This is a genomic window from Acinetobacter sp. Ver3, assembly GCF_000632455.1.
Taxonomy (GTDB): domain Bacteria; phylum Pseudomonadota; class Gammaproteobacteria; order Pseudomonadales; family Moraxellaceae; genus Acinetobacter.
In genome coordinates, this window is the sequence record NZ_JFYL01000006.1 from 17,328 (window position 1) to 36,124 (window position 18,797).

Annotated in this window: 18 protein-coding genes; 11 read left to right on the plus strand and 7 right to left on the minus strand. The window is 40.1% G+C overall.

The window, feature by feature from the left end:
* Positions 1-22: 22 nt before the first annotated feature.
* From CL42_RS02985 to hemF, 4 genes are all read right to left on the minus strand, one after another.
* Positions 23-1,846, minus strand: a complete 1,824-nt coding sequence (locus CL42_RS02985) for an acyl-CoA dehydrogenase C-terminal domain-containing protein (protein ID WP_035265010.1) — start codon at positions 1,844-1,846, stop codon at positions 23-25.
* A gap of 380 nt (positions 1,847-2,226) precedes the next feature.
* Positions 2,227-3,015, minus strand: coding sequence for a shikimate dehydrogenase (aroE, locus tag CL42_RS02990; protein WP_035265015.1), 789 nt, complete (start codon positions 3,013-3,015; stop codon positions 2,227-2,229).
* 84 nt (positions 3,016-3,099) lie between these two features.
* Positions 3,100-3,312, minus strand: coding sequence for a hypothetical protein (locus CL42_RS02995; RefSeq protein WP_035265018.1), 213 nt, complete (start codon positions 3,310-3,312; stop codon positions 3,100-3,102).
* A 241-nt stretch (positions 3,313-3,553) separates the two neighbouring features.
* Entirely contained in the window at positions 3,554-4,495 is a 942-nt protein-coding gene (hemF, locus tag CL42_RS03000; RefSeq protein WP_035265021.1) for an oxygen-dependent coproporphyrinogen oxidase, read from the minus strand.
* A 245-nt stretch (positions 4,496-4,740) separates the two neighbouring features.
* Between hemF and hemN the strand changes: the two genes are divergently transcribed.
* The gene (gene hemN, locus CL42_RS03005; RefSeq protein ID WP_035265024.1) at positions 4,741-6,111 is read left to right on the plus strand and encodes an oxygen-independent coproporphyrinogen III oxidase; all 1,371 of its coding nucleotides are present in this window, start codon (positions 4,741-4,743) and stop codon (positions 6,109-6,111) included.
* 87 nt (positions 6,112-6,198) lie between these two features.
* Here hemN and ribA read toward each other — a convergent pair whose 3' ends face one another.
* Complete coding sequence (gene ribA, locus CL42_RS03010) at positions 6,199-6,801, minus strand: GTP cyclohydrolase II (RefSeq protein WP_035265235.1); 603 nt, start codon at positions 6,799-6,801, stop codon at positions 6,199-6,201.
* Positions 6,802-7,118: 317 nt separating this feature from the next.
* On the opposite strand from ribA, the gene dxs reads away from it, so the two are divergent.
* From dxs to CL42_RS03050, 8 genes are all read left to right on the plus strand, one after another.
* Complete coding sequence (gene dxs / locus CL42_RS03015) at positions 7,119-9,023, plus strand: 1-deoxy-D-xylulose-5-phosphate synthase (RefSeq protein ID WP_035265028.1); 1,905 nt, start codon at positions 7,119-7,121, stop codon at positions 9,021-9,023.
* A 118-nt stretch (positions 9,024-9,141) separates the two neighbouring features.
* Positions 9,142-9,972: an inositol monophosphatase family protein gene (locus CL42_RS03020; protein ID WP_035265030.1), complete on the plus strand. Its 831-nt coding sequence runs from the start codon at positions 9,142-9,144 to the stop codon at positions 9,970-9,972.
* A 408-nt stretch (positions 9,973-10,380) separates the two neighbouring features.
* Entirely contained in the window at positions 10,381-12,195 is a 1,815-nt protein-coding gene (locus CL42_RS03025; protein ID WP_035265031.1) for a DEAD/DEAH box helicase, read from the plus strand.
* A gap of 422 nt (positions 12,196-12,617) precedes the next feature.
* Complete coding sequence (locus CL42_RS03030) at positions 12,618-13,436, plus strand: ABC transporter ATP-binding protein (RefSeq protein ID WP_035265033.1); 819 nt, start codon at positions 12,618-12,620, stop codon at positions 13,434-13,436.
* Entirely contained in the window at positions 13,433-14,212 is a 780-nt protein-coding gene (gene mlaE, locus CL42_RS03035) for a lipid asymmetry maintenance ABC transporter permease subunit MlaE (protein ID WP_035265034.1), read from the plus strand. Before CL42_RS03030 ends, mlaE begins: the two co-directional genes overlap by 4 nt.
* On the plus strand, positions 14,212-14,892 hold the full coding sequence (locus CL42_RS03040) for an outer membrane lipid asymmetry maintenance protein MlaD (protein WP_035265035.1): 681 nt from the start codon (positions 14,212-14,214) through the stop codon (positions 14,890-14,892). The genes mlaE and CL42_RS03040 overlap by 1 nt, the downstream gene beginning before the upstream one ends.
* 19 nt (positions 14,893-14,911) lie before the next feature.
* Complete coding sequence (locus CL42_RS03045) at positions 14,912-15,544, plus strand: MlaC/ttg2D family ABC transporter substrate-binding protein (protein WP_035265038.1); 633 nt, start codon at positions 14,912-14,914, stop codon at positions 15,542-15,544.
* A 12-nt stretch (positions 15,545-15,556) separates the two neighbouring features.
* Entirely contained in the window at positions 15,557-15,844 is a 288-nt protein-coding gene (locus CL42_RS03050) for an STAS domain-containing protein (RefSeq protein ID WP_035265041.1), read from the plus strand.
* A 110-nt stretch (positions 15,845-15,954) separates the two neighbouring features.
* Here CL42_RS03050 and CL42_RS03055 read toward each other — a convergent pair whose 3' ends face one another.
* A complete protein-coding gene (locus tag CL42_RS03055; protein ID WP_035265042.1) occupies positions 15,955-16,968 on the minus strand; it encodes a CorA family divalent cation transporter in 1,014 nt (337 codons plus the stop codon).
* Between the two features lie 155 nt (positions 16,969-17,123).
* Between CL42_RS03055 and CL42_RS03060 the strand changes: the two genes are divergently transcribed.
* Both CL42_RS03060 and CL42_RS03065 read left to right on the plus strand, forming a co-directional pair.
* Entirely contained in the window at positions 17,124-17,723 is a 600-nt protein-coding gene (locus CL42_RS03060) for a TIGR00730 family Rossman fold protein (protein WP_035265046.1), read from the plus strand.
* On the plus strand, positions 17,720-18,121 hold the full coding sequence (locus tag CL42_RS03065; RefSeq protein WP_035265049.1) for an NUDIX hydrolase: 402 nt from the start codon (positions 17,720-17,722) through the stop codon (positions 18,119-18,121). The genes CL42_RS03060 and CL42_RS03065 overlap by 4 nt, the downstream gene beginning before the upstream one ends.
* A gap of 17 nt (positions 18,122-18,138) precedes the next feature.
* On the opposite strand, the gene CL42_RS03070 is transcribed toward CL42_RS03065, so the two are convergent.
* On the minus strand, positions 18,139-18,774 hold the full coding sequence (locus tag CL42_RS03070) for a phosphoribosyltransferase family protein (protein ID WP_051586512.1): 636 nt from the start codon (positions 18,772-18,774) through the stop codon (positions 18,139-18,141).
* Positions 18,775-18,797 lie beyond the last annotated feature (23 nt).

Here is an 18,797-nt window from a genome sequence, read left to right on the forward strand (position 1 = left end):
CGGTCTTTTTCTCTATGAAATCTTAGTAATCAAAACTGAAGTGTTCAGCTTCTAAAGACATTAAAGTTTTCGAAGGGTTAACCATAGATTCAGCATGACCTTGGGCACGTGGAAGTAAACGCTCAAAGTAGAAATCTGCAACTTTGATTTTCGCTTTATAAAACTCAGGAGTTTCTTGACCATCACCTGATGCTAACTTCGCTGATGCCACTGCCGCTTGTTGAGCCCAGTAATATGCCATCATTGCATAACCAGAGAACATTAAGTAATCCACAGAAGCACTTGAAACGATGTCGCGATCTTTGCGTGCAGCAAGCATAATACGTACAGTTAATGCATTCCATTGTGCACAAATCTTAGTTAAGTCCCAAGCAAAACGGCGCATGTATTTATTGCGTGCGTGCTGGCCACAGAATTTTAAGATTTCAGCTGTATAGTCACGAACGACTTTACCTTTAGAAGATAACAGTACTTTACGACCGATTAAGTCTAGTGCTTGAACACCAGTTGTACCTTCGTAAAGCGTTGAAATACGTGCGTCACGAACGATCTGCTCCATACCATGTTCTTTGATATAGCCATGGCCACCAAAGACTTGCATACCGTGGTTTGCTGCTTCTAAGCCTAACTCAGTTAAGAAGCCTTTCAAAATTGGTGTGTAGAAACCTAGTTTATCATCGTAATCATCAAACTTCGCTTGATCACCTTGAGCTAAAGCATCAGTCATCTTGTCAGCTAGCTGTGCAGCATGATAGATCATTGCACGGCCACCTTCAGCAATGGCTTTTTGAGTCAAAAGCATACGGCGAACATCAGCATGATGGATAATTGAGTCAGCTACTTTTTCAGGCTCTTTTTTACCTGAAAGTGCGCGCATTGACATACGTTCTTTTGCATAAGGTAATGCACCTTGGAATGCAAGTTCTGCATGTGCTAAACCTTGAACAGCAGTTCCGATACGCGCCGTATTCATGAAGGTAAACATTGCGTGTAAGCCTTTGTTGACTTCACCAATCAGATAACCCGTTGCAGCATCAAAGTTCAGTACGGCAGTAGCAGATGCTCTGATCCCCATTTTGTGTTCAATAGAACCGCAAGTCACAGGATTGCGTTCGCCTACACCACCATCAGCAGTTGGGATGAATTTTGGAACGATGAATAATGAAATACCACGCGTACCAGCTGGAGAGTCTGGAAGACGTGCCAACACAATATGAATGATATTTTCAGTTAAATCGTGTTCACCTGCAGAAATAAAGATTTTAGTACCTGTGATAGCATAAGTACCGTCACCTTTAGGCTCAGCTTTAGTTTTAACTTGACCCAAGTCTGTACCACATTGTGGTTCAGTTAAACACATTGTGCCTGACCATGTACCAGCAGTGAGGTGAGGCATGTAGGTGTTTTTCTGTTCTTCAGTACCAAATTGCATGATGGTATTCATACAACCCATACTTAAGCCCGGATACATCGTGAAAGACCAGTTTGCTGTACCCATCATTTCTGATTTGATCAGGTTCAGCGACATAGGCAGTGCTTGACCACCAAACTCTTCAGGATACGAAAGACCTTGCCAGCCACCTTGTACAAACTGCTCGTAAGCTTCTTTGAAACCTTTAGGCGTTTTGACTTCGCCATTTTTAAAATGACAGCCTTCTTCATCTCCAGACTGATTAAGTGGAGATAATACATTTTCACAGAAATCTGCAGCACCTTCGATAATCATATCGACAGTATCAGAGTCAGCAGCTTCGCCGTTGCTTAGAGTTTTATAGTGCGCAGGATAATCAAAAACTTCGTTCATTAAGAAACGAATATCACGTACGGGCGCTTTATATGCAGGCATTGAACTTTTCCTAATTTGAATAGAGAAAATACTTGTTAGATGATCCGATTATTGACCTACAACACTAAAAAAACATTGATGTAAGTCACGGAAATAAATGTCAGAATTGCGAATTAGTGTTTAGGCTCTTGAATGAATATAAACTGAATTCATTTGTTGTAGTAGGAGTTTATTAGAAAAAATAATATTATTAATACATAAGCTTAGGTTGGTTTTGTTGAGTGGATGATCATATGTTTAATTTGAATTTATTCAATTTGAATATGCACTAAAAATATGTCACTAAAATCAATTCGAAGAGATTTAATCGATATTATATAGAGAAAAAAGTGCAATTTAAAAAATTGCACTGTTCACAAGGCACTAAACGTGTGCAAAAACTAAATAAAATCTTTTAATTCTGGACGCACACCATTCCAAATCGCGAAAGATTCAATCGCTTGTCCAACGAGCATTCCAAATCCTTCTGCAGTCGGAATTCCACGCTGTTTCGCTTGATCAAGGAAAGTGGAAGGTTTGCCATAGGCCATTTCATAGGCATATTTGAATTTTAACTGTTGAGGTAGAGTGATTGCATCGCCAGATAAGCTTGCCGAGGTAGCATTAATAACAATATCAAATTCACCTGCTATGTGATCAAGACCACAAGCGTTTAGCTCTAGATCTGGGACAGCAGGTTGTAAGTCCTGAATCAATTGCTCTGCGCGAGCAACCGTTCGATTAGCAATCATGATTTTATTTACACCAGCTTTATGCAGTGGATAAATCACGCCACGTGTTGCACCACCTGCGCCTAAAATAAGCACGCTTGCTTGCTCAAGAGGCCAATTTAAATGTTGAATGGCTGCAACAAGTCCTTGGCCATCGGTATTGTCGCCATGCAATACACCATCTTTCATCCATAGTGTATTTACTGCTTTTGCAATTTTGGCACGTTCAGTGAGTACATCACATTGTGCAAAAGCTTGTTCTTTAAACGGCACCGTGACATTCAGACCAATACCACCAGCCTTAAAAAAATCATTGATACTCTGTGTAAAACCATCGAGAGGAGCAAGGCGTTTGTTATATTCAAGGATCACCCCAGTCTTTTGTGCGAACGCATGATGAAGCTCTGGAGATCGAGATTGTTCAATGGGATTTCCAATTACGGCAAATTGTTTGCGCATTGCTCTAATTCCTGATGAAGAAGTGGCAAACAATATACGTCAAATGCAGAAAGTTCCCAATATGAACATATTCAATGAAGTGTATTAATGACTTGGGTTACAAATTTCAAATAGGGTATGAAGTAAAATATGCGCAATGTTGAGCAGTAGACCAACAGCTGCAAACACCATCAAGCTAAAACCAAAGCTATCATTGAGTAGTGTTTCTGAAAATATAGTGGTACTGATTGCACTCAAAAGAGCAATAACCAGTGTCCAAAATACGACAACACGTGCGCGAATAGAGTTGTGTTGCATATCGATTCCTTATGCAGAAGTAAAAACTTCCATGAGTAATACAAGTAAAAATTGATTGTACAGTACTTTGCTTAAATTAAACTTAAGAGCTGTGTCAGAAGTGTGACAAAATTTAATCAATTTTATCTATTGTGCCTTTTTTCTAAGAGAATGTAATGGAATTATTCAATTTCGTTAGACAATGGGATGAATATATTGCTCAACAAAAAAGCCCTGTTTTAACAGGGCGAGTGATTTACATTTAATGCAGTTCAGCGAGCCAATCTCTCGGTTTTAAATAGTAGTCGGTTAATTTTTTTTCAGCAGAGCCTTCATCCCATTCAGGTCTGTATTTCCAACCCGTTAATGGAGGAAGACTTACTAAAATAGACTCAATTCGACCGCCAGTTTGTAATCCAAATAACGTCCCTCGATCGTAAACTAAGTTATATTCCACATAGCGCCCACGACGATACAATTGGAAATCGCGTTGAGCTTCACTATAGGGTTTATCTTGATTACGTTGGAAGATTGGTAGAATCGCATTGAGATATCCATTGCCTACAGCTTGCATGTATTTAAAACAAGTTTCGAAATCCCACTGATTTAAGTCATCAAAAAATAACCCACCGACACCACGTTGTTCATCACGATGCTTCAAATAAAAATAATCATCACACCATTTTTTATGATCTTGGTAGACATGATCGCCAAAAGGTGCACAAAGATCGTGCGCAGTTTGATGCCATGATTTAACATCTTCATCATTCGGATAAAATGGCGTTAAATCAAAACCGCCGCCAAACCACCAAATAGGATCTTGTCCTTCTTTTTCTGCGACAAATAGTCTTACGTTGGCATGTGAGGTCGGCACATTTGGATTTCTAGGATGGATCACTAAAGAAACCCCCATGGCTTGTGCTTGTGCACCAGCTATATGTGGGTGCCGTTCGGTAGCAGATGCTGGTAACTTTGAGATATTGATGTGCGAGAACATCACACCACCTTTTTCGATCACTGTACCATCTTGCAATACGCGTGATCTGCCACCACCACCTTCGGGACGTTCCCAATCATCGATCTCAAATTGGGCATTACCGCCACCTTGTTGTTCTTGTTGTTCAAGCGCAGCACAAATTCGAGTTTGTAAGTCGAGTAAAAATTCACGAACACGTTGAATATCTGCAGAAGTCGGGTGTGACATACCAAGCCTCTTGGGCAATGAAAAACTAGCTACATCAAAACATAAATTGTATGAAAGATTAAGGTGATTTTATCGATATAGCAGATCGAGATTTAAGTTTAGTCAGGGTAAACGTACTTTGTGATTTGAATTTACTTATGAATCCTGACCAAGATACTAGGTTGAATTAAAAGAATAAGCTCCTCAAAATAGGATGACTGAAAGCAGTTAAGCTTTTAATATGTGGTGATTTTAAAGGTGGGGATATGTTCGAAAACGTTGTTTCACTGGTGCAAAAATATAATGTTCCAGGTCCTCGATATACGAGCTATCCCACAGTTCCGTATTGGGAGCAGTCGACCTTTGATCAAGTACTATGGCAGCAAAAACTCAAAATACGTTTTGATAATTCGAATAGCCAGCATGGTATTAGCCTTTACATTCACTTACCTTTTTGCGAGTCCTTATGTACTTTTTGTGGATGTCATAAAAAAATCACTAAAAAACATGAAATGGAACAGCCCTATATTTTGGCTTTGTTAAAAGAATGGAAATTGTATTGTGAGTTATTTGTAGAGCGTCCTTTGATTAAAGAGATACATCTAGGCGGAGGGACACCTACATTTTTTTCTCCTCAGCATCTTAAACAGTTGATTGATGGGCTTTTAGCGTTATCAGCAGTAGCTGAAGATCATCAATTTAGTTTTGAAGGACATCCTAATAATACTTCCTACGAACATTTAAAGACGCTGTTTGAATTGGGTTTTAGACGCGTTAGCTTTGGTGTGCAGGATTATAATGAAACCGTGCAGAAAGCGATCCACCGAATTCAACCTTTTGAACACGTAAAGCAGGTTACAGAATGGGCGCGTGAAATTGGTTATACCTCTATTTCGCATGATTTGGTCTACGGGCTGCCCTTTCAATATTTAGATGATGTTTTAAACACAATTGATCAAACCATTCAAATTAAGCCAGATCGTTTAGCCTTTTACAGTTATGCGCATGTACCATGGATCAAAGGCAATGGGCAACGTGGTTTTAAAGACCATGATGTTCCGCGCGATGAAGAGAAAAGACAGTGTTATGAGCAAGGAAAACAAAAATTATTGTCTGCTGGATATCATGAAATAGGAATGGATCATTTTGCGCTTGAGCATGATGATATGTATCAGGTATTTCAAGCCCAACAGTTACATCGTAATTTTATGGGATATACCGTTTCAAAAACAGAAGTGATGATTGGCTTAGGGATGTCAGCTATTGGCGATTGTTGGCAAGGTTTTGCCCAAAATGAAAAGACGCTTGAAAATTATTATGCTCGATTAGAACAAAACGAAATTCCAGTTTTTAAAGGTCATCTTTTAACAGAAGAAGATTTGAAAATCAGAAAACACATTTTAAATCTCATGTGCCACTTTGAGACGAATTGGCAAGGTGACATGGATTTTGCACAGCGACCACAAGTTTTAGAAGATTTAGCTGAAATGCAAAATGACCAACTTGTGAAGATGAGTGAATATGGATTGAAGGTAACGGAAGCTGGAAAACCATTTGTACGAAATATCTGTATGGCGTTCGATTTAAGGTTAAAAAGAAACAAACCTGAAAATCGGATATTTTCTATGACGATATAGTCATCTTCACAAATTGGGCTGAGTCTAAGTGAAAAAATACCCCTAAGCATCGGGGTATTTTTTTACAGCGATTAAATTATGCTGTAGTTAAAAATCATCCTTTTGATACATATGTGACATGCGCTCATGTTTGGTTTTTAAGTATTCTTCATTGAATTTATTCAAACCGACCGTTAACGGGACACGATCAACTACATCAATTCCTAAATCAGTTAAAGCTTTAATTTTGAGAGGATTGTTTGTGACAAGTTTGACTTGTTTCACTTGTAAGTGATCCAGCATGATGCTGCACATATCGTATTTACGCGCATCAGCGGGTAAGTTGAGCATCAGGTTAGCATCTACTGTGTCATGTCCTTGATCTTGCAAGGCATAAGCACGAATTTTATTGGTTAAACCAATACCACGACCTTCTTGACGTAAATATAAAATTACGCCTTGTCCAGCTTCGTTAATCAATTTTTGAGTTGCTTGAAGTTGTGGGCCACAATCACATTTTAATGAAGCAAAAGCATCACCTGTTAAACATTCGGAATGGATTCGTACCAAGACAGGAGAGGTGGGTGCTTTATCTAATCCTTTTGACAATGCTACGTGTTCTTCACCTGTTTTAGGATCTTGAAAAACAGTGATTTTAAAATCACCAAAGGCAGTGGGTAATTTAGATGTGGCAACAAACTCTATAGGCACAGCGACTTCCATTACATGTTCATAATTTGGCTAAAGTATAGCTGAATGATCAGACCATAGTTGAGTATCATTGTGCAAATTTACACAGAAGATTTCCTTTTTTTTGCAAAGCACAAGATAATAGTTGATAAGTAGCATCGATATTCAGGATAATCTAGCTACCTAACAACGCCCGTTTAGCGAAAGCTCAACACTGGACCAATATAAATGTGGTTGATTTAAGGTGTTTTTTTTCGATTTCTCGATCAATAAGAAGAATCGAGCTAACCCATTTACCTAGCTTAGGATTTGCCAGGCTTTAGAAGGCATTGCCACATATGTTGTATACCGAAATACCTAGTCAACGTCCTGTTACGCCTTTGTTGGATGCGATTAATCATCCAATGCAATTGCGTCAACTAGCCAAAGAACAATTGAGTCAAGTGTCGGACGAGCTACGTCAATTTATTTTGTATGCTGCTGGACAAAGTGGTGGGCATTTCGGTGCCAATCTAGGTGTAATCGAATTAACTGTTGCCTTGCATTATTGTTTCAATACACCGCATGATCGTCTTATCTGGGATGTGGGACATCAAGCATATCCACATAAAGCTTTGACTGGACGTCGTGAGCAACTGACTACAATTCGTGCAAAAAATGGCTTAGCGGCGTTCCCCGCTCGTGAAGAGTCTGAATTTGATACTTTTGGTGTGGGCCACTCATCGACTGCTATTTCAGCGGGTTTGGGAATGGCTTTAGCTCGTCGTTATCAAAAAGATCCTTGTGAAGTGGTTGCAATTATCGGTGATGGTGCAATGACAGCAGGGATGGCATTCGAAGCCATGAATGATGCTGTTGCACATAATGCTGATCTCATGGTGATACTGAATGACAATGATATGTCGATTTCATGTAGCACGGGTGGTTTTGCAAAACATTTGGCTGCTATTTGGGAAAAAGGGCAGTCTGTGCATATTGATGAGCAGGGTAATCCATTTATTCAGGACTATCCTGAGTGGGACTACACTTCACGTTTACATAGTGCTGCTACCGAGGCTGCGGATAACTTATTTAAAGCGATTGGATTTGACTATTTTGGTCCATTCGATGGTCATAATGTCGATGAACTTGTTAATGTATTTAGTGCCTTAAAAAAACGTAAGGGGCCGCGCTTAATTCATATCTATACCAAGAAAGGTAAGGGCTTCGCACCTGCTGAAGCAGATCAAATAAAATATCACGCAATTGCTAAATTAAATGCTGCAGCAGCTTCAACAAAAGCGCCCAAATATTCTGATGTTTTTGGGCAATGGTTGTGCGATGAAGCCCAGTTAGATGATAAGTTGTTAGCCATTACACCTGCCATGTGTGAAGGTTCAGGTATGGTGCAATTCGCCAAACAATATCCTGATCGTTATTTTGATGTGGCAATTGCAGAACAACATGCAGTGACTTTAGCTGCAGGTATGGCATGTGAAGGTTTAAAACCAGTAGTGGCAATTTATTCAACCTTCTTACAGCGTGGTTATGATCAGCTTATTCATGATGTGGCATTACAAAACCTTGATGTCACATTTGGTATCGATCGTGCAGGTTTAGTGGGTGAAGATGGGCCAACCCATGCTGGTGCATACGATTACGCATTTATGCGTACAGTTCCGAATATCGTGATTATGGCACCAAAAGATGAGAATGAATGCCGTCAAATGCTACATACCGCCTATTTGCACCCGGGTCCTGCTGCAGTGCGTTATCCACGCGGAAATGGTTTAGGTGTTGAAATTCAAAGTGAACTGACAGCGCTTGAAATTGGTAAAGCTGAGTTAACTTTGGAGCTGAATGTAAAAGCCGAAGAAGTGATTACTATTTTAGCTTTCGGTAGCCGCGTGAGTGTTGCAGAACATGCTGCTCAGCTTTTAGTTGATCAATTGGATGTTGCGGTACGCGTTGTGAATATGCGGTTTGTTAAACCACTAGATGGTCAAATCATTCGACAATATGCTGATCAAACCCAACTTTTTGTAACGGTTGAAGAGCATGCAGTCATGGGGGGTGCTGGAAGTGCTGTGAATGAATTTATAATGGCCGAACACATTCTTAAGCCAGTTTTGAACATAGGCTTACCTGATCAATTCTTAGCGCAAGCCAGTCATGGTGAGATGCTTAAAGATTGTGGATTGGATGCAGAAGGTATCCAAGCTTCAATTCAACAAGCTTGGTTAAAGCTTGTACAGGTGGTTTAAATACAAGTCATAAAATTTTAGAAACATTTTTTACCTAAAAGCGCCGATATTTGATAAAATGTCGGCGCTTTTATGCATTATTCTTTATCAGTATCTTCAAATTTGTAGTGGGTGTTCAATGGAACCTATGGTGGTGATGGCTGCGCGTGCGGCTCAAACAGTTGGTCAAGAGCTTTTAAAAGCGCATCAGAATCGTCATAAACTTGATCTGCAAGTTGAAGAAAAAGGTATCGAAGGTCCTGTGACTCGCGTTGATCGCTATGTTGAAGAGTTGACGATCGATATCTTGCGCAAAAGCTATAAAAATCACAGCTTCCTTGGTGAAGAGTTTGGTATGCAAGAAGGTAAAGGTCACGATGCTGATTGGTGTTGGGTGATCGATCCTTTAGATGGTACTTTAAACTTCATTAATGGTGTCCCACACTTCTGTATTTCTATTGCAGTTCAACACAAAGGCGTGACTCAACACGGTGTTGTGTATGACCCAATCAAAGATGAATTGTTCTCTGCGAGTCGCGGTCGCGGTGCAATGATGAACCAACGTCGTATTCGTGTGAATGTAAAAGATAGTTTAGATCGTACATTCTTGGCTGTTGGTCATGCATATCGTGCTAAACGTGATGGCGAAGTAGTTTCTTATGCAAAAAATCACTTCGATTCTTTGTTGGCAGTATCTGAACAAGGCGCTCAATTCCGCCGTTTAGGTTCAGCAGCACTCGACTTAGCTTATGTTGCTGCTGGTCGTTACGATGGTTATTTCGAACTTGGTTTGAAACCATGGGATATCGCAGCGGGTGAGCTAATTGTTAAAGAAGCTGGTGGTACAGTAGTTGATGCGCGCGGTGGTTCAAACTCAATGGAAAATGGTCAAGTCTTGGCTTGTTCTATGAAATTATTGAAACCATTGATGCAAGCAGTTGTCCCAGCTTGGGGTGCTGCTGCTAAATAAGCAGATCAAATTTATGAAAGCTCCCTAATAGGGAGCTTTTTTATCTCCAAAACATGATAAATTTGAATATTTGTACTTGAATGCACCAAAAAGCAATTAAACTTAATGACATTATAAAAAAATCTGTTATACTCCGCGCACGCACTAAATTTCGTTCATTACCTGAACATTTCTCTTCTATATTGTGTATGCGCGTCCGGTCCAAAGAGAGGACATTATTTCGCGCCCCACCCAATCGCTAAAAGCGATTCCTTCAGGTTCAGGCTGTAATCATGTGTGCGTTATACGCATCGTCGTTCTCGGATCGCCGCTGATTCTATATTTTCAGCGATTATTGCTGTACCGCTTTTTGCCGATGTCCATCAGACTTTATTTAATGGAGCACCCAATTTTCGGGTGAAAAACTCTATGAGCAAAACTTTTGCTGATTTTCCACTACACGAATCACTTCAACAAGCATTACAAGCATTAGGCTTTACATCGCCTACTCCTGTTCAGGAACAATCCATTCCTGCTGCTTTAGATGGTAAAGATCTTTTAGTATCAAGCCAAACAGGTTCTGGTAAAACTGCTGCATTCTTATTACCTACACTTCACGCTTTAGCGGGTAGTGAAGATACGTTGCTTTCTTTCAAAGAGCGTATGCGTGCTGTAACTGCACCTACCATTTTAGTACTTTGCCCAACACGTGAATTGGCTCAACAGGTGAGCCAAGATGCGATTGCATTTGTACGTCACATGAAAGGTGTTCGTATTGCTGCGATTATGGGTGGTATGCCTTTTGGTAAACAAATCCAACAATTAAAAGGTGCACAAGTTGTTGTAGCGACTCCAGGTCGTTTACTTGATCTTGTAAACCGTCGTCAAATCAAATTAGACAAAGTTAAATCATTAATCGTAGATGAAGCAGACCGTATGCTTGATCTCGGTTTCTCTGAAGATTTAGAGGCGATCAGTGATTTAGCGGGTAACCGTGATCAAACATTAATGTTCTCTGCGACTTTCGCACCACGTATTATTACGTTGGCAGAACGTATGATGAATGAGCCAGAGCGTATTGCGATTGAAACTGGTCACACGACGAATACTGACATCACTCAGACTCTACATTGGACTGATGGTTTTGAGCACAAGAAAAAGCTTTTAACACATTGGTTAAATGAAGAAGATCTTGATCAAGCTGTTGTATTTGCTTCTACGCAAGAAGATACAGATATGCTTGCAGAAGAACTTTCTGAAGCTGGTCTTTCAGTTGTAGCACTTCATGGTGCAATGCCACAGACTGTACGTAACCGTCGTTTGCGCAGCATCCGTGAAGGTCGCGCAAAAATTTTAGTTGCAACTGATGTTGCAGCACGTGGTCTAGATGTACCAACAATTTCACACGTGATTAACTTTGGTCTTCCAATGAAGAACGAAGATTATGTACACCGTATTGGTCGTACAGGTCGTGCAGGTCGTACTGGTAAAGCAATCACATTAGCGACTTACCGTGAACGTGGTAAAATTCGTGCTTTAGAAGACTACTTAGATGCACGTCTAGAAGTTTCTGAAATTGAAGGTCTTGAACCATCTCCACCTCCAGCACGCGGTAGTCGTGATGGCGCTGGTCGCGGTCGTGGCCGTGGTGGTGAAGGCCGTGGCCGTGGTGGTTTCGGTGGTGGTCGTCGTTTTGAAGGTGAATCAAATTTCAAACGTCGCGAAGGTAACCGTGATGGCGAACGCCGTTCATTTGGTGAAGACCGTTCACGTCGTGAATTCAATGGCGAAGATCGTCCACGTCGCGAGTTCAACAACGACCGTCCACGTCGTGAGTTTAATGGCGAAGATCGTCCACGTCGCGAGTTCAACAACGATCGTCCACGTCGTGAATTCAATGGTGAAGATCGTCCACGTCGCGAGTTTAATAATGACCGTCCACGTCGTGAGTTTAATGGCGAAGATCGTCCACGTCGCGATTTCGGTGACCGTCCGCAACGTTCATTTGATGATCGTCCAAAGCGTGATTTCGGTGATCGCCCTCGTTCTAACGATGACAATCGTGGTAACCGTGTAGATTATAAACCTCGTGAAAACAGTTTTGGTGACCGTCCAAAACGTGATTTCGGTGACCGTCCAGCACGTCGTGAAGGTGGTTTTGATCGTCCAAAACGTACATTTGGTGATGACCGTCCAAAGCGTGAATTCAATAGCGATCGCCCACGTCGTAAATTTAACGACTAATCGGTATAGCTAAATAAACCAGCCTTCGGGCTGGTTTTTTATTGCTCATATAAAAAAATCTGTTAGAATAAAAGTGAATAAGTTCACATTATTTATGGTAAATGTAAAATATGAATAATAAGATTATAATGATTGAGACGAAGCAAATGAATGTTGGTGCAATCATGATGTACGTGTTCTTTTTATTGGTATTACTTAATCTTGCTTATTACTTTTTTAGTATCACATTATAAATTTATAAAAAAGAATAATTTCAAATCATTGTTTCATAAATAAAACACATCTTTCTATAAGCAAAATTAATAAAAATGATCAATAATGCTACAATGCCCGCTTAACCTTGTATTTTATAAATAACATTTAAATTCAGTTATTTCAGAGTATAGTATGCAAGCTGAAAAATTGTAGGAACACGCTCAGCTATGAATAATCAAATACAAATCGATGAGCAAGCGTTGATCGAAGTAAAAAATCTAAGCTTTAATCGTGGTGATCGTGTTATTTACGACCAAGTCAATTTAAAGATTCGTAAGGGTCAAATTACTGCCATTATGGGGCCTTCAGGGACGGGAAAAACCACGCTTCTTAGACTCATTGGGGGGCAACTTGTACCTGATGCAGGCGAGGTCTTGTTGGATGGCAAAAATATTAGCCAAATGAGTCGTCAGGAATTGTTTAAAGCACGTGCTCGTATGGGGATGCTCTTTCAAAGTGGTGCGCTTTTCACTGATATGACTGTCTATGAAAATGTAGCTTTCCCTATCCGCGCCCATACTCAATTGCCTGAACATCTGATTGCAGAACTGGTCGCTTTAAAACTCGAATCTGTGGGATTACGTGGCGCTGAGCAAATGATGCCTTCTGAGCTTTCAGGGGGGATGAATCGTCGTGTGGCGTTAGCTCGTGCAATTGCACTAGATCCAGATTTGATTATGTACGATGAACCATTTGCTGGTCAGGATCCAATCGTGATGGGGGTTTTAACCCGATTGATTCGTTCTTTACGAGAAGCGTTAGACCTAACGACCATTATCGTGTCTCACGATGTTGCTGAAACATTATCTATTGCAGATTACATTTATGTGGTTGCGGAAGGTAAAGTACAAGGCGAGGGCACACCTGATCAGTTAAAGAATCATAGTTCGCCTTTCGTCCGTCAATTCTTAACAGGTTCGGTCGAAGGTCCTGTGGATTATCAATTTAGTCATCAAGCGTATTTAAGTGATGAGGTGCGTACATGAATGCGATAGCCTCACTAGGTAGACGCGTTATAGAGCGTGTTCAAGGTATTGGCGTTGCAGCCATTATGCTAGTTCAAATTTTATTTTCGATGCCGACTTGGATTGGAGTCAAACTCTTTATCTATCAAATGTACCGTGTTGGCGTATTATCATTGCTTATCATTGTGGTGTCAGGACTGTTTATAGGTGCAGTCTTGGGTTTGCAGATGTATAGCATTTTGGTCACTTTCGGCAGTGAAGCGATGCTTGGTGCAGCAGTTTCGTTGACCTTGTTGCGTGAACTTGCGCCAGTGGTTGCTGCACTTCTTTTTGCGGGGCGTGCAGGATCTGCTTTAACCGCCGAAATTGGTTTGATGAAAGCGACTGAGCAATTGTCTAGTATGGAAATGATCGGTGTTGATCCACTTAAACGCATTATTTCACCACGTTTATGGGCGGGTATATTTAGTTTGCCTATGCTTGCCGTAATTTTTGCTGCTGTGGGGATCATGGGCGGAAAAATGGTCGGTGTGGATTTTTTAGGTGCTGATGAAGGTTCGTATTGGAGTGGTATGGAAAGTGCCGTTCAATTTTATAAAGATGTCTTTAATGGCACGATCATCAAAAGCTTTGTATTTGCTTTAATCTGTACGTGGATTGCCGTATATCAGGGATATTCATGCGAGCCTACATCAGAAGGCATTGCGACAGCAACAACAAGAACGGTAGTGTATTCATCACTATGTGTTTTAGGATTTGATTTTGTTTTGACTGCGGTCATGTTTGGAGGTGTGTAATGAAATCACGTACGAGTGAGCTCGCAGTTGGAATATTCGTGATTCTATTTGGTTGTGCATTATTTTTCTTGGCAATGAAAGTAAGTGGCTTAGCTGGGACAAATTTAAAAGACAGTTATAGTATGACCGCAACTTTTGATAATGTGAATGGTATTAAACCACGTGCTAAAGTTGCACTGAGCGGTGTAAAAGTTGGTGAAGTTGAGTCAATCAGATTAGATCCGTTAACACGTCTTGCAACAGTGAAAATTAATTTAGATGGTGAGCTGACATCTTTCAATGATGAACAACTTAAAACTGTGCAAGAAGGTGCTTTAGAAGAGTTGCGTTATAGCAGTGACTATGAAGCTGCTACGCCATCGCAACAAAAAGAAATGGAAAAGCAACTGATCGCTAACATGAACTCCATCACCAATATTGATGAAGATGCTTACATTATGGTAGCGACAAATGGCTTACTGGGCGAGAAGTATCTCAAAATTGTTCCAGGTGGTGGTTTAAATTATTTAAAACGTGGTGATCAAATTGGCAACACACAAAGCACAATGGAAATTGAAGACTTAGTGTCTAAATTTGTGACAGGTGGTGCTGGTGATTCAGCTGCGAAAAAAGATTCAAATGGTTCATCAGATGCAGAAACTGTGGAATTCACAGATGAAACTGCTTCTTTTGTTGAATGATTAAATAGAGGAAAAATAAATGAATACGTTCGTAAAGCAAACACTGACTGTTAGCGTTTTATCGACGATGATTGCGAGTACAGCATTTGCTGCACCTACGGAGACTCCTCCTGCATTTATCAAAAAAGTAGCTGATGGCTTAATTTCACGTTTAAAAGCAGACCAAGCTAAGTTACAAAATAACCCTGCTGCGGTACGCGCAATTGTTCGTCAAAATTTAGATCCATATATTGATTCGCAATCATTTACTCGTATCGTGATGGGAACTTATGCGACGAATCAATATAGTAATGCTGCTCAACGCGCACAGTTTGAGAAGAACTTCCGTGAAACATTGATTGAAAACTATGGCAGTGCTTTCTCTAAGTTTTCTAATCAGACATATACAATTCGTCCGTATAAAGCATCTAACACTAAAAACCCTGTTGTAACGATTGATTTTATTAACAAGGGTGAGAAGATCCCTGTATCGTTCCAATTGGCTGATAAAGGTGATCAGTGGAAGATTCGCAATATCAACGTTTCTGGAATTGACTTAGGTTTGCAATTCCGTAATCAGTTTGCTGCTACTGTGAAGCGTAATGGTGGCGATATCAATAAAGCAATTGCAAACTTTAAGCCTGATGCTGAAGCTGCAGTTGAGAAAAAATAACAGAGAACAATTGTGATTTCACTCAAAGATCAAGAAATTATAGTTTCTGGAAAAATTAGTTTCGACAATGCTGAACAGTATTATCAACAAGGTTTAATGTTGATTCAGCAGGCAAATCAGTTTCCACTTACTGTAAATTTATCAGGTCTTGAACATGGTAGTACTCTGGCGCTAGCTGTTTTAGTGCGTTTATTGCGTCAAGCACCTGGAACATCGAGTTTACAGTTGAAATCTGTGCCAGAAAAAATGATGAAAATCATTCAATCTTGCCATTTAGAAAATGATTTAAAATTGATTTGATTGAAAAATGAAAAAGCACCTTAGGGTGCTTTTTTATCGCTTTAAAATAGTAATTTACTCAACAGAAGGTACTTCATACGTTGTTTAAAAAACACAACATCCAAGCGTGCTCAAATCCATTTTTTCCATCTAAAATAAATCAGTGGTCCAAATAAGAATACTAGGATAATCAGACTGACAACAACAAAGCTCGTCGTTCCTTGAGCAAAGGGCAGTACATCAGTGTTCATACCATAAATACTGGCCACCAACATCGGGGGAGCAAGCATGCTAGGTAAAATCGAGAATCGACGAATCGTATCATTCTGTTCAGTATTAATGAAACCCGAAGTGGTATCCAATAGGAATCGAACCTTTTGGAACAAGAATGCATCATGTTCTACTAATGAGCGAACATCCTCACTGAGTTCTCGAATATCAGCATCATAAATATGACTGCCTAAGGCACGGGGTCTTGCTAAGAAGGTCAGAACGCGGCGTAAGTCAATTAAACAGAGTTGCGCTTTACCCAACATATCTTCTTTTTGAGCAAGACGGGTAATCATATCATCGAGATCAAGAATTTGCTCACGGTGGCGAACATTCAATACTTCTGTAGAGTAGAGTTCTAGATCCTTGTGGATATCTTCTAAGATATCCGCAAGCTCATCGAGTTTAGCTTCGAGTAAACCCAAAAGTATCCAAGTCGGATCTTTATAGTCAATGTCGTAATCATTACGGCGAGCACGTGCTCGAAAGGCACGGAAAGCAACGAGCTTTTCACCACGTAAAGTAAATAGTCGATCTTTATGTAAAATAAATGCAACGGTTTGAACCGTTCCTAGCATATTGGATGACTCTTCAGGGTCACCATCGACTTGGTAGTTTTTATTTTTCGTTAAAAAATACGTACTGATATGTAAAATGCCATCATCATCACGGTAGAATCGTGCAGATGAAGAAATATCTTCTAATGATTTTAGTGTTGGAAGATTTTGTTTATAGGCATCTAAAACCCATTCTTGCTCATCTTGAGAGGGTGCAATTAAATCGATCCAAACCAATTCAGGGTGTAAATCAAACCCACCATTGATCGTTGCATCTTCTAGACTACCGCGCTCTGTGGCATAAAAGGCTTCAAGCATTTTATCTTTTCTCCCTTGCGCAGTTTGTGTGTGAACGATGGGTGTATTTTAGACAAGGATGCCATGAAAAAAAACTGATTCCATCATTAATTAGGTTAAAAAACACAGAACATATCATTTTAATTGTTGTTATAAAAACTTAAGGCTAATTTTAAATGAATTCTATTGCAATATTTTGTGGTTCAACATTAGGTTCCGATCCTGTTTATGCTGATGCAGCAAAGAAAACAGGGAAATATTTAGCGCAACAAGGCAAGACCTTGGTGTATGGTGGCGGTCGTTCAGGATTAATGGGGATTGTTGCGGATAGTGCATTAGAGGCTGGTGGAAAGGTCATTGGCGTGATTCCACAAGGATTGGTGGATCGTGAATTAGCACATCTAAATTTGACTGAACTTCACGTTGTTACCAGTATGCATGAGCGTAAAACGCTGATGGCAGATTTGTCGGATGGTTTTATTGCCTTACCGGGTGGTGCAGGAACAATCGAAGAAATTTTTGAACAATGGACATGGGCGCAACTCGGTATTCATCTTAAACCCTGCGCATTTTTAAACATCAACGGGTTTTATGATGGTCTATTACAATTCATTCAACATACGACAGATCAAGAGTTTACTCGAGCTCGCTTTACCAATGCATTAATCAATTCAACTTCAATCGAGGATATTGTGTCAAAATTCGAGTCTTATCAGGCACCACAACCGAAATGGGGTGTCCAAGATCGAGAAGATTTGGTGAAACTAGATACATGAGCAAAATCATTACTGTCGCAGCAGCGATTATTTCCAATGAGGATCAGCAGCTGTTGTTGGTTCGAAAAAAGAATACCCAGTTTTTCATGCAAGTTGGTGGGAAGTTAGAGCCAAATGAGCCTTCGGAAGACACGATTCTGCGAGAAATTAAAGAAGAAATTGGCGCTGAGGCAGTAATAGATCAATATATAGGTCGTTTTGAAACCAAAGCTGCAAATGAAGCGGATCATCAGTTGATTAGTTATCTATATCGAGTTCAGCTTAAACAAGAGCCTCACATTCATGCAGAAATTGCTGAAATGAAATGGATCGATTTAGATGATGATGCTACGCCTTTAGCACCGTTAACTCGAGAAATCGTGATTCCTTGGTGTAGGCAGCATTTTAATGCCGATTAAAACTTAAAGTGACTGTGTCAATATTCTGCGGCTGCAATGCATGCGATCTGAATGTTCTGACAGCCGAGCTTTTCTAGTGCATTGGCCAACGCATTGACTGAACTCCCTGTGGTCACGACATCGTCAATAATCAGGATATTTCTAAACTTTCCTTTTTCTGAACGTATAGGTTTGAATTGAGATTGAATATCCTCGATTCTTTCTACACGTGTTAAGCCTTTCTGTGAGTGTTGTGCTGAACGTTCAATTGGCTGCCAAATGGGTACTTGCAGTTTTTTGGAAAGAATTTTTCCGATGACCATCATTTGATTATAACCACGCTCCTTCAAGCGCTCGTTTGAAATAGGCATAGGTACAATCGCTTGAAAACGTTTCAGTTTAAGTTCTAGCAATGTGTGTGCTAGAAAAGTTTGATAATGAAGTTGTTGTTCATATTTGAATAAGTGAATAATGCGATCTATAGGAAAGTTATAGTCGAAACAAGCATAAATATTTCTTTCATGTCGATGAATGAGTGAAGGGCTTTTCCATGGGAGCATTGTCCAACAGTCATCACATAGTCTGTGGGTTTGAGTTGGAGAGAATCCGCATAATTGGCAAGCGCGTCGAGATAATAATGTGTGATAGAGGTTATGAATAGGGCTCAGTATCATGGCTCAAGTTATTTTTATTGTGA